The organism is Methylosinus sp. R-45379 (genome assembly GCF_001644125.1).
Taxonomy (GTDB): Bacteria; Pseudomonadota; Alphaproteobacteria; order Rhizobiales; family Beijerinckiaceae; genus Methylosinus.
This window is the reverse complement of sequence record NZ_LUUM01000249.1, coordinates 1-10,095: the sequence shown is the minus strand read 5'-3', so window position 1 is coordinate 10,095 and position 10,095 is coordinate 1. Positions and strand designations below refer to the sequence as shown.

Sequence of the window (10,095 nt, the reverse complement as noted above, 5' to 3'; positions counted from 1 at the left end):
AAAGGACCGTTTATGCCGCAGAATCGGGAGTTCGACGCTGCAGCCCTGCGCCGACGCGGGGATGAAAAAATGTCTTCTTTCCCTTCGAGCTTCGGCGGCGACGGGCTTGCAGTCCCGGACGAGCGCGCGGCCCACCGCGACCTCGAGGCCAGGGATATCCGCGTGTCTGACACTGTCACCGGAATGATGATCGCCGCAGTCTCCGGCGCGGTCGTCGGCTTTCTGACTGCCGGAGGGGTTGCTTGCGCGGCTCTGGTCTTCCTGTCGGCGATTGTCGGCGCCTATGCGGGCTGGCAGGCGCGAGGCGGCGAATGATGGCGGACCATTCCACACGCGCCTCCGGCGTGGCGCCATTTGGACGGCGTGGCCTGCGCCGCGACGACGAGCCGGGCAGCCGGCGCCGATCCGGGGACGAGCAGAGCAAGTATCGGCGCGTCAGACTGCGGACGCTCGGCGCGGAGCTGACGCTCGTCTATATCGCGGACTTTCAAGGCCTGGCGCCGCAGTTTCTGGTGCGGTTCGACGAAGACGGGCCATATCTTTCCGTCGGGGATCCAGTCGCGTTTTCACTGGCGTCGAAGGAAGAGCCGATCGGTCGTGAATCACCCCGCCGTCCTCGCGTCCTCTCCGACGCCGATTCCGAGCGGAACCGAATCCTGCTCATAGCCGGAGACGAAGACGCGATCGATCGCGCCGCCGCTCAGGCTCCTCAAAGTCGTGGACAAATTCCGCTCGACACAGCGGATATAGCCGTGGACATGCTCATCGGCTATTCGATCGAGGCCGTCGAACGGCGGCTCGTCCTGCGCACATTGCGCCGTTTCAACGGCGATTATCGACAGACTGCCTTCGCTCTGGGACTGTCCACGCAAGAATTGTCGGCAAAACTGCTGGCGCTGCTCTACGCGGACGCATCCTCGACCGCGGAATGACGCTGCGGAACGATCTTCGCCGCGCGGATCGTCTTTTCCTGACGATCCGCTGCGGCGAAGCGAAGCTCAGTATTTGCGGCCGGTCTCGAGCTGCGTCTTGGCGTCGAGCGGCTTCTTCGGCGGCGGGGTCAGGTCGGGCTGCGACTGAGCCGCGCAGGCGGCCAGCGAGAGAGCGAGCAGAATAGCGGCGAACGGACGAAGAGAGCGCATCTTTGGCTTCCGACGGTATGTGTGGAAAACGCCGTGGCTTTCGCGGCGCAGCATGACTTCAGCGAGGCTATTGAGGCCAGATTGTGGCCGTGAGCTCTACCATGGCGATTTTCTGAGACTTTTTGCTTTTCCATGCGCTATCTCACCTCTCGAGGCGCGCTGGCGCTGGCCTGCCGGCCCGCGAGGCCGTAAAGCAAAAGCGACATGACTCCCGCTGCACAAGTCTCCGCCGCCATTGAAATCCTCGCCGAGCTCGCCGAGCGCCGCCGTCCGGCCGCCGATGCGATCAAGGACTGGGGACTTTCGCACCGATTCGCCGGCTCCAAGGACCGCGCGTCCATATCGAGCCTCGTGTTCGACACGCTGCGCAAGCGCGCCTCGGCCGCTTTCCTGATGGGCGACGAATCGCCTCGCGCCGTCGTCATCGGCGCGCTGCGCGAATCGCACGGGCTTTCCGTCGATGAGATCGCGGCGCTGTTTTCCGGCGAGGGCCACGCCCCCGCCCCGCTCACGGCCGAGGAGCGCGAGCGCCTCGCCACAGCGACGCTCGAAGGCGCGCCGGCGCATATTCTCGGCGACTATCCCGAATGGCTGGCCGAGCGCTTCGCCGCCGCCTTCGGCGCGGCCGCCGCCGAGGAGGGCCGCGCTCTCGCCGCGCGCGCGCCGGTCGATCTGCGCGCCAATATTTTGAAGGCCTCGCGCGAGGACGCGCTGCGCCGTCTCGCGCATCTTTCGCCGGAGCCGACGCCTCTGTCGCCGCTCGGCCTGCGCATCGCGCCGCCGGCCAAGGGGCGCGGCCCGGCGCTGACGGCCGAGCCCGCCTATGTCAAAGGTCTGGTCGAGCCGCAGGACGAAGGCTCGCAGCTCGCCGCCCTGCTCTGCGCCGCCGAGCCGGGCGAGCAGGTTCTGGACCTGTGCGCCGGCGGTGGCGGCAAGACGCTGGCGCTGGCCGGGCAGATGCACAATCGCGGGCAGATCTACGCTTTCGACGACGATGGCCGCCGCCTCACGCCCATCTATCCGCGGCTCGAGCGGGCCGGCGCGCGCAATGTGCAGGTCCGCGCCCCGCGCGGGAAGGCGGATGTGCTCGCCGATCTCGAGGCGCGCTGCGGCCTCGTGCTGATCGACGCGCCCTGCACTGGAACCGGAACCTGGCGCCGCCATCCCGACGCCAAATGGCGCCTCGCCCCAGGCGCGATCGAGCAGCGCATCGCCGAGCAGCGGGAGCTGCTGGACAAGGCCCCGCGCTTCGTGAAGGCGGGCGGGCGCGTGGTCTATGTCACCTGCTCGCTGCTGATCGACGAGAATGAGGCGCAGATCGCGCGCTTTCTCGAGGGACATGCGGAATTTTCCGCCGTTCCGGCGGAGGAAGCGGCGGCCAAGGCCGGGCTGCCGGAGCTAGCGCAATTCGCCTCGCCGCATGGGGCGGGCATTCGCCTGACGCCGCACACGGCAGGGACGGATGGGTTCTATGTGTGCGTGCTGAAGCGCGGGTGAATAGCGAAATTTGTCAAAGCTCGTTATTGCGCTATCTTTGGCCGAAGAAACCTTTGTCCCCGAGCGAGCCCATAGCGAGCGAGCCCATGAATGTGAGCCTCACCCCAGAGCTCGAGCAGCTGGTGCATCAGAAGGTGCAGACCGGCCGCTACACCTCCGCGAGCGAAGTGGTGCGCGAAGCGCTGCGCCTGATGGAGGAGCGCGACCGGCTGGAGGCCTGGCGCAAGGATGAGATCCGCGCGCAGATCGCTGCGGGCCTCGAGTCGCTGCGGGCCGGAAAAGGCGAGGACGGCGAGGACGTGTTCGATCGGCTGGAAGCGGAGATCGACGCCGAGGAGCCGCGCGGCGCCGAGTGAGCCGCTTTCGCCTTTCGCCGGAAGCCCAGAGCGACCTCGACGCCATAAGGCGCTATCTGACTCGCCGAGGCGGGCCGACGCTCGCCCGGCATGTGCTGGGCGAAATTCGTCGCGCGCTGCGCGTCATCGCCGAGAGCCCGGGGATAGGGCACAAAAGAGAGGACCTCACCGACGAGAAGGTGAAGTTTTGGCCGGTCTTTTCCTATTTGATCGTCTATGAGCCGTCGATGCGTCCAATTGGAATCGTGCGCGTCATTCATGGGGCGCAGGACGCCGAGACGATGTTTTCGGAGAAACCTCCGCAAATGTGAGTGGTCCTCGGCGACAGTGCCTTCGCCTTTCGCAGGCCGGGTCCAACATCCCGGGCGCGCGCCGCGCTCTTGCGCATTGCCGACTGCGAGGGGTAGTCACTAGCTCTCGCGAGCCCCCACACACGAAAGACCAGCATGACCGCCACTGAGAGCTTCCACCACGACATCGCCGATCGCCACGACAAGCTGCTGATCGTCGATTTCGGCTCACAGGTGACGCAGCTCATCGCGCGGCGCGTGCGCGAGGCGGGCGTCTATTGCGAGATCGCGCCCTTCCAGAGCGCCGAGCGCGCCTTCGCCGAAATCCGCCCCAAGGCGGTGATCCTCTCCGGCGGCCCCTGCTCCGTCACCGAGGACGGCTCGCCGCGCGCGCCGCAGAGCATTTTCGACGCGAAAATCCCCGTGCTCGCCATTTGCTACGGCGAGCAATTGCTGGCCGCGCAATTGGGCGGCGCGGTGGAGGGCGGCCATCATCGCGAATTCGGCCGCGCCGAGATCGGCGTCGTCGAGGAGAGCCCGCTCTTTGCCGGCGTGTGGGAAAAGGGTTCCCGCTATCCCGTGTGGATGAGCCATGGCGACCGCGTCACCCGCCTGCCGGAAGGCTTTCGCGTTATCGCCGCCTCCGAGAACGCCCCCATGGGCGCGATCGCCGACGAAGCCCGCCGCTATTACGGCGTGCAATTCCATCTCGAGGTCGCGCATACGCCGGATGGCGCCAAGCTCATCTCCAACTTCGTCCATAATGTCGCCGGGCTGAAATCCGACTGGACCATGTCGGCCTTTCGCGGCGAGGCGATCGAAGCCGTGCGCCGCCAAGTGGGCGCCGGCCGCGTGCTCTGCGGGCTTTCGGGCGGCGTCGATTCCGCCGTCGCCGCCGTGCTGATCCATGAGGCGATCGGCGATGCGCTCACCTGCGTCTTCGTCGATCACGGCCTGTTGCGCGGCGGCGAGGCGGAGGAGGTCGTCACCCTCTTCCGCGATCACTACAACATCCCGCTCGTGCATGTGGAGGCGCAGGAGCTGTTCCTGCAAGCGCTGGAAGGCGTCGAGGACCCGGAGGTCAAGCGCAAGACGATCGGCCGCCTGTTCATCGAGACCTTCGAGGAAGAGGCGAAGAAGATCGCCGCAGACGGGCGCGGCGCGCCACAATTTCTTGCGCAGGGCACGCTCTATCCGGATGTGATCGAGAGTGTGTCCTTCTCCGGCGGGCCTTCGGTTACGATCAAATCGCATCACAATGTCGGCGGCCTGCCCGAGCGCATGAATATGAAGCTGGTCGAGCCCTTGCGCGAATTGTTCAAGGACGAGGTGCGCGCGCTCGGCCGCGAGCTGGGCCTGCCGGAGGCTTTCGTCGGCCGCCACCCCTTCCCCGGCCCCGGCCTCGCGATCCGCTGCCCCGGCGGGATCAGCCGCGAGAAGCTGGAAATTCTGCGCAAGGCGGACGCCATCTATCTCGACGAGATCCGCAAGGCCGGGCTCTATGATGTGATCTGGCAGGCCTTCGCCGTGCTGCTGCCAGTGCGCACAGTGGGCGTGATGGGTGACGGCCGCAGCTACGACCATGTCTGCGCCCTGCGCGCGGTGACGAGCACCGACGGAATGACCGCGGATTTCTACCCCTTCAACATGAATTTTCTAGGCCGGGCGGCGACGCGCATCATCAATGAGGTGCGCGGGGTGAATCGCGTGGTGTACGACGTGACCAGCAAGCCGCCGGGGACGATCGAGTGGGAGTGAATTAGGGTGGTTTCAGACCATCCCGCCCCGTGCCGGAAATCGCACGAACTCTTTGACTGACAAGGATTATTTTTCCCACCCCGTATCGCTGCGTGTCACCCCAGCCGAGCCACTTTGTTGGTAGCGATGTTGGTATGGCGCAGGATGGTCGAGAAACGGGCTTCCGATACCAACAGCCCCTCTTGATGGTATCGGTTTGCCCCCAGACCGGATGCGGGTTTATGGGCCATCTCACTGATAAAGAACTAAAAATTCTGAAGCCGAGGGCCAAGCTGTATAAGGTGGCGGACCGCGACGGGATGCACGCGGCCGTCACGCCCACGGGTGTCATCTCGTTCCGATACCACTACCGGGTGAACGGACGGCAGGAGACGCTGACCATCGGCCGATATAGCGCCGAGGCGGCGCGCAAGCTCACACGGGCGCCCGACGCGCTGGAATACGGCATGGAGGTGTCGCTTGCGGAGGCCAGGACGCTGCTGGCGCGCGCCCGGCGTCAGGTCGAGCGGGGTGAGTCGCCGTCGAAAGCCAAGGTGGAGAAACGCACCGCGTCAGCCGAGGCGCTGACGTTCGGCGGATGGGCGGAAGCCTATTTCAGGCACAAAGCCGATCCCAAGTCGGGGGCCGAGAAACTGGCCGACAGCACCCTGGCGATGCGCCGATCCGTCTATGACCGCGCCATTGCAGGAGAGTTGTCGAAGCTCAAGCTGGGGGAAGTGACGCCGCAACGCCTCAAACATCTGTGCGACGAGGTCAAAGAGAAGCGCGGGCCGGCCGTCGCCGTGCATGTCCGCGAGGTCGTGTTGCTGGTGTTCCGCCATGCTCAGGGAAGCGGGCTGGACGTGAGCAACCCGGCCGAGTCGATCCGCACCAGCACTATCGCCACCTTCGAGCCGCGCGAGCGCGCCCTGTCTCCATCGGAGGTCCGCGCGGTCCTGGCGGCGTTGGATCATGTGACGGCGGCGCCCACGTTGCGCTCAGCGGTGAAGTTTGTCCTGCTGACCGGCGTTCGCAAGTCGGAGTTCATCGACGCCACATGGAAGGAAATCGACTTCGCCGCCGCGCGCTGGACGATCCCGGCCGAGCGCATGAAGGCCGGCAAGGCGCATGTCGTCCCGCTGAGCGATCAGGCGCTCGACATTCTGACGGCGTTCCGCACCATGTTCGGCGTCAGCCGATACCTGCATCCCGGCCGATACGACAGCGACACGCCCATAAGCAACGCCACGCTCAACCGCGTGATCGACACGGTCGTGGAGCGTATCCGCGAGGATGACCCGGACTTTCAGAGCTTCGGCGTTCACGACCTGCGCCGCACGTTTTCGACCGGCCTGAACCGCGCCAAGTTCGATGACCGCTGGATCGAAATGAGCTTGGCCCACGCGCCTCGGAACCGGATCGCGGCCGTCTACAACGTGAACCGCTACCTCGTCGAGCGGAAGATCATGCTTCAGTGCTGGGCTGATATGCTCGACGCTTGGGTGAAGGGCGAATCCGCCAAGGAGCTGATCGCCGAAGCGAAGCGACGTGCCGCCGAGGTCCACGACGACGAACTGGACGACGATCTCTGAACTACGTGCGGCTCGCGTCCATTCTGTCAGTCGTCGTCATTGGTGGCCGCCAGCCGGCGGGATCGGCGATCCAGCGGTCGATGTCGGACTCCTTCCAGCCGGCGCCGTTGGTGCTGATCTTGATCTGGGGTGGGAAAGTGCCCTCGGCGATCTTCCGGTAGATGGTGGACCGGGAAAGGCCAGTGCGTGAAAGAACGGTGTTCAGGCGGATGATACGATCTGATTGGCGCATGGCCGTGCTGCCTCCTCCTGGTCGGTTCTGACGATTACAGAGACCAGACAGAGCAACTATTTCTCGTTGTGCAATAATTATTTAGACGTCGTAGTAGTTTGGCGTAGAAACGGCGGTAAATAGGATGGTTCTACAATCCGATTCCCCGGCCTCGTCCGAGGTGATATCGTGGGTGAAAGCCAGTTCGCGGCCTAGGCTGCGGCCTGATTCGATCCCGATACCGAGCCCGGCCTTGCGGCTGGTGAGCATTGCACGATCAACGTGTGAGCGCTGGCTCGGTGATGTAGGGTTGTTGTAGGTTTTGGGATTTTCGCGACATAATATTCGCCATAGATTTGTCCAAAGTTGACAGACGCTATAGTGCTTTGAACTAACCGAGGGCCAGATGCAGCACCGTAAATCACCGTTCCTAGCCGCCTGCCTCGTGGCAGTCTCTGCGTTGATGGCAGTTCCATCCGCGACAAGAGCAGCGGTGTCCGACGCAACGCAAAGCGTCTCCTTGGATCAGGCGACCGTCAGGCAACTGATCGACGGCATCGCCGTCAAGTTACGTGAAGATTACGTGTTTCCAGATAAGGGAGTGCAAGCGGCGGATGCGCTGGAGAAGTCGTTGGCGGAGAACGCCTATGCTGGCGTCACCGATCCGAGCAAGTTTGCGGTGCAACTGACCGAACAGCTCCGAGCGATGACCAAGGATAGCCATATGAGGGTTATCTTTGGCTCGCCGTTCCGCAACCAGCCCCTGCCTTCTGCCCCGCAGGATGCCGGCTTCGAGGTGAAACGGTTAGACGGCAATATCGGATACATCCACTTGGCGCGGTTCGTTCCGCCCGAGGTCTTCAACCCGGCCGCCGACGACGCCATGCGCCGCCTGTCGGATACCGCCGCGCTCATCATCGACATGCAGGACAATGGCGGCGGCCATCCGGCGTCTGTTGCCTACCTCGCCAGCTTCTTCCTCGATCCCGGCACGCGCGTTCATATCAATGATCTCATTTGGCGGAATCGTGGGACTTCGACTTTCAGAACGGAGTCGTTTTGGAACTCACCGACGCCGGTGAGCTATCTCGGCAAGCCCGTTTATGTAATGGTTGGCCCCAAAACCTATTCGGCAGGCGAGGAGTTTGCCTACGACCTGCAAGTGCTCAAGCGCGTGACCGTGGTTGGTGAAAAGACACGCGGCGGCGCGAATCCGGGCGGTCTGAATGATCTCGGCTCCGACCTCTTTGTTGTTGTGCCGACAGGCAGGGCCGAAAATCCAATCACGCGCGGCAACTGGGGTGGCGTCGGCGTGCATCCTGACGTTCCGGCTACGCCGGAAGCCACTCAGGAAACTGCGATAGCTCTGGCGAAGGGGCAGCCAGTTACTCCGCTGGCAAGTCGGCAATAACTGGCCAATAAGGCTTAAGACCTACTGTCGCGGAAATCCCGAATTTCGGGCGCTGCAAAAGTCCGGTATAAAAATAGAGCAAATATTGGGAGTTTTGCGACGGCACCATTGGTAACAGAATGACGACAATCTACCTTGTAGCGCATCCCGAAGTCGTGATCGACCCGACTATCCCTGTGCCTGACTGGCAGCTTTCGGAAAGAGGCTGGTCCCGCATCAAGTCGTTCTGCGCGCGTCCTGAACTTTCGACCGTGAGCGATGTGTTTACGAGCAGCGAGCGGAAGGCGACGGATTGCGCTGAAGCGCTGAAAGCAGAGCGGCGGCTTGAGTTTAAGATCGAGGCGCGCCTCGGTGAGAATGATCGTTCATCGACCGGATACGTAGAACCACCCCGCTTCTGGGAGATAGTGGCTCGCTTCTTCGACAGCCCGCACGAAAGCGTTCTTGGGTGGGAGAGAGCGATTGATGCCCAGACGCGGATCAGGGAATCCGTGGCGGATTGCGTCGCAAGCCGAGAGGGTGAAGGCGACATCTGCATTTTCTCTCACGGCGGGGTCGGCACGCTCCTTCTGTGCGATCTCATGGGCGAACCGATATCGAGGAAACGCGGACAACCTATATCGGGTGGCGGCTGCTACTTTGCATTCGAGGCGGAAAAAAGAACGTTGATTCACGGCTGGCAGGATATCGCGTCGTCTTAGCTTGTCGCGGAAACCCTAACTCCCGCAACAGACCAGCCATCTCTGAAAAATCAGGGCTTTCGTGTCGCATATCTTTGTCACAGGTGGCGAAACGCCTGTAACATGATTTGCGACAGGGCGAACGGCGTTGAATAGGATGGTCCTACAGTCCGATGCTCCGACCTCTGCCAAGGTCGAGGCCGTGGGTAAAGGCCAATGCCCGACCGAGACTGCGGCCTGAGTCGAAGTCACCACCGATTCCAAGGTCTCGCTTGCGGCCGGCGAGGATTGACTCGAGCTGCGGATCGCGTTCGAGGCTCATCGCCATGTCGCCCATCGCCGATCGCGTGGCCTTGTAGCCGGACATGTCCGCCGCCCGATACTGGCGCTGGCTGGTCTGGCCGAGTTCCCGCCAGCGTTCCACGAAGCGATCGGCGCGGCGCTGCGGATCGGTGCGCAGTTCGGTTTCGAGCTGTAGGGCGCGGATGGCGCGGGCGGTGCGCCCCGTGGCCGCTTCCGAGGCGAGTTCCGGGTTCTTCTTGTAGGCGGCTTCGGCATCGTGCGAGCCATAGGGCCGCACCTCCTCGAAGACCTTGCGGGCCTCCTGCAATTCCTTCACCTGCTCCGGGTTGGCCTTGCCGCCTCTCACCTGCATCTCGAAGATCGCATCCACGGCGCGGGCATGGCGGATTAGCGACTTGGTGCGGGCGCGGCGCAGCGCCATTTCCGGGTCTTCCGCCACCTTCCTTTCCGGCCCCTGTCCGCCACCGGCGGGCAGGCGCAGGCCGTCGAACATGCCGCGCACCTTTTCGGGCACCTTGCGCACGATCTCGGCCACTTGGGCGCGGAAGGTGATGCCGCGCCGTTCGGCATAATCGCGCGCCGGCTCGAGCCGCTCGTAATCCGACGCCATATCCTTGGCCCGGTCGCGCGACAGGGCGCCGACAAGCCGATCCTGGCTGGCGAAGTCGTCATGGCCATAATGCAGCTCCATGCCGTCGCGGTGGCGCGAAATGGCGACATAGGCGCCGTGGGCGTCCAGGCCCGGCGTGGCCAGAACATGGGTGCGGTCCACGGTCATGCCCTGCGCCTTGTGGATGGTTGCAGCATAGCCGTGGTCGATGCGGTCGTAATCCTTCAGGTCAAAACGAACGGAACGGCCGATCGTGCCCCTTGGAG

The 10,095-nt window shown here is 63.8% G+C and carries 12 protein-coding genes and 1 pseudogene; 9 read left to right on the top strand and 4 right to left on the bottom strand.

Going from position 1 to position 10,095, the window contains the following annotated elements:
- Together A1351_RS11985 and A1351_RS11980 are read left to right on the top strand one after the other, a co-directional pair.
- The coding region (locus A1351_RS11985) for a hypothetical protein (protein WP_210178255.1) at positions 1–315 on the top strand (315 nt) is incomplete at its 5' end.
- Positions 312–932: a hypothetical protein gene (locus A1351_RS11980; RefSeq protein ID WP_024880382.1), complete on the top strand. Its 621-nt coding sequence runs from the start codon at positions 312–314 to the stop codon at positions 930–932. The genes A1351_RS11985 and A1351_RS11980, both read left to right, overlap by 4 nt.
- A 66-nt stretch (positions 933–998) precedes the next feature.
- On the opposite strand, the gene A1351_RS25350 is transcribed toward A1351_RS11980, so the two are convergent.
- Complete coding sequence (locus A1351_RS25350) at positions 999–1,142, bottom strand: hypothetical protein (RefSeq protein WP_018266023.1); 144 nt, start codon at positions 1,140–1,142, stop codon at positions 999–1,001.
- A 204-nt stretch (positions 1,143–1,346) separates the two neighbouring features.
- Here A1351_RS25350 and A1351_RS11975 point away from each other — a divergent pair, with 204 nt between their 5' ends.
- From A1351_RS11975 to A1351_RS11955, 5 genes are all read left to right on the top strand, one after another.
- Complete coding sequence (locus A1351_RS11975; protein WP_064033063.1) at positions 1,347–2,639, top strand: RsmB/NOP family class I SAM-dependent RNA methyltransferase; 1,293 nt, start codon at positions 1,347–1,349, stop codon at positions 2,637–2,639.
- Between the two features lie 86 nt (positions 2,640–2,725).
- Positions 2,726–2,995: a type II toxin-antitoxin system ParD family antitoxin gene (locus A1351_RS11970; protein WP_024880384.1), complete on the top strand. Its 270-nt coding sequence runs from the start codon at positions 2,726–2,728 to the stop codon at positions 2,993–2,995.
- Positions 2,992–3,306, top strand: a complete 315-nt coding sequence (locus tag A1351_RS11965; protein WP_024880385.1) for a type II toxin-antitoxin system RelE/ParE family toxin — start codon at positions 2,992–2,994, stop codon at positions 3,304–3,306. The genes A1351_RS11970 and A1351_RS11965 overlap by 4 nt, the downstream gene beginning before the upstream one ends.
- A gap of 135 nt (positions 3,307–3,441) precedes the next feature.
- Positions 3,442–5,043: a glutamine-hydrolyzing GMP synthase gene (gene guaA / locus A1351_RS11960; protein ID WP_064033062.1), complete on the top strand. Its 1,602-nt coding sequence runs from the start codon at positions 3,442–3,444 to the stop codon at positions 5,041–5,043.
- Between the two features lie 221 nt (positions 5,044–5,264).
- Positions 5,265–6,614 carry a site-specific integrase gene (locus tag A1351_RS11955; RefSeq protein ID WP_198162366.1) on the top strand — a complete coding sequence of 450 codons (1,350 nt, stop codon included), beginning with the start codon at positions 5,265–5,267 and terminating at the stop codon, positions 6,612–6,614.
- Between the two features lies 1 nt (position 6,615).
- On the opposite strand, the gene A1351_RS11950 is transcribed toward A1351_RS11955, so the two are convergent.
- On the bottom strand, positions 6,616–6,846 hold the full coding sequence (locus A1351_RS11950) for an AlpA family transcriptional regulator (RefSeq protein WP_024880388.1): 231 nt from the start codon (positions 6,844–6,846) through the stop codon (positions 6,616–6,618).
- An 81-nt stretch (positions 6,847–6,927) separates the two neighbouring features.
- Positions 6,928–7,095 (bottom strand): hypothetical protein, encoded by a 168-nt coding sequence (locus A1351_RS24750; RefSeq protein WP_157096278.1) that lies wholly within the window; start codon positions 7,093–7,095, stop codon positions 6,928–6,930.
- Between the two features lie 223 nt (positions 7,096–7,318).
- Here A1351_RS24750 and A1351_RS11945 point away from each other — a divergent pair, with 223 nt between their 5' ends.
- Both A1351_RS11945 and A1351_RS11940 read left to right on the top strand, forming a co-directional pair.
- Positions 7,319–8,236: a S41 family peptidase gene (locus A1351_RS11945; protein ID WP_245291639.1), complete on the top strand. Its 918-nt coding sequence runs from the start codon at positions 7,319–7,321 to the stop codon at positions 8,234–8,236.
- 119 nt (positions 8,237–8,355) lie between these two features.
- Positions 8,356–8,937 carry a histidine phosphatase family protein gene (locus A1351_RS11940; protein ID WP_064033059.1) on the top strand — a complete coding sequence of 194 codons (582 nt, stop codon included), beginning with the start codon at positions 8,356–8,358 and terminating at the stop codon, positions 8,935–8,937.
- 142 nt (positions 8,938–9,079) lie between these two features.
- Here the strand turns inward: A1351_RS11940 and A1351_RS11935 are convergent.
- Positions 9,080–10,095: pseudogene (locus tag A1351_RS11935) on the bottom strand (Ti-type conjugative transfer relaxase TraA); the annotation flags it as partial.